This window comes from Microvirga sp. HBU67558 (genome assembly GCF_018069605.1).
Classification (GTDB): domain Bacteria; phylum Pseudomonadota; class Alphaproteobacteria; order Rhizobiales; family Beijerinckiaceae; genus Microvirga; species Microvirga terrae.
In genome coordinates this window covers 1-417 of sequence record NZ_JAGPUP010000173.1, presented here as the reverse complement: position 1 = coordinate 417, position 417 = coordinate 1, and the positions used below count along the sequence as shown (strand labels likewise).

The 417-nt window shown below is 55.2% G+C and carries 2 protein-coding genes; both read right to left on the bottom strand.

All coding sequences use genetic code 11. The features are described 5' to 3' along the window. Positions 1-109 (bottom strand): type II toxin-antitoxin system YoeB family toxin (locus KBI52_RS00700; protein ID WP_210804772.1); only part of this gene is annotated, 109 nt, incomplete at its 3' end. Further along, a partial coding sequence (locus KBI52_RS00695) for a type II toxin-antitoxin system Phd/YefM family antitoxin (RefSeq protein ID WP_371823085.1) occupies positions 106-417 on the bottom strand: 312 nt, incomplete at its 5' end. The genes KBI52_RS00700 and KBI52_RS00695, both read right to left, overlap by 4 nt.

Genomic DNA, 417 nt, shown 5'->3' with positions numbered 1-417 from the left:
TGCGTTTCGCATCCTTGATCAGGTCGTTGATGATCCTGAGGGTCTTTGGATCAGCCTCTTGCCAGTAGAGATAATCTTCCCAAGCATGAGTGGTCCAAAGCAACTTCATTCGGCGTCTGCTGTGTCTTCTGCATCGATGAGGTCGTGCTCGACCATGCGGCCAGCATCAGCCTCGGCAATAGAGTGGAGCAGACGCTCGGCATTGGCGGGACTCCGCAAGAGGTGCAAGGTCTCCATCATGCCTTCGTACTCGTCCTCGGATACCATCACGACGCCACGGGCGTTCTGGCGTGTCACATGGAGGGGCGCGCGGTTATCGCAAACCTCGTCCATGTATCTCGCCAAGTTCGAGCGTAGCTCTGTATAGGAAACGTGGCCCATAGCTCGCCTCCTTTCTCTCCTGTACAGATATTTGTA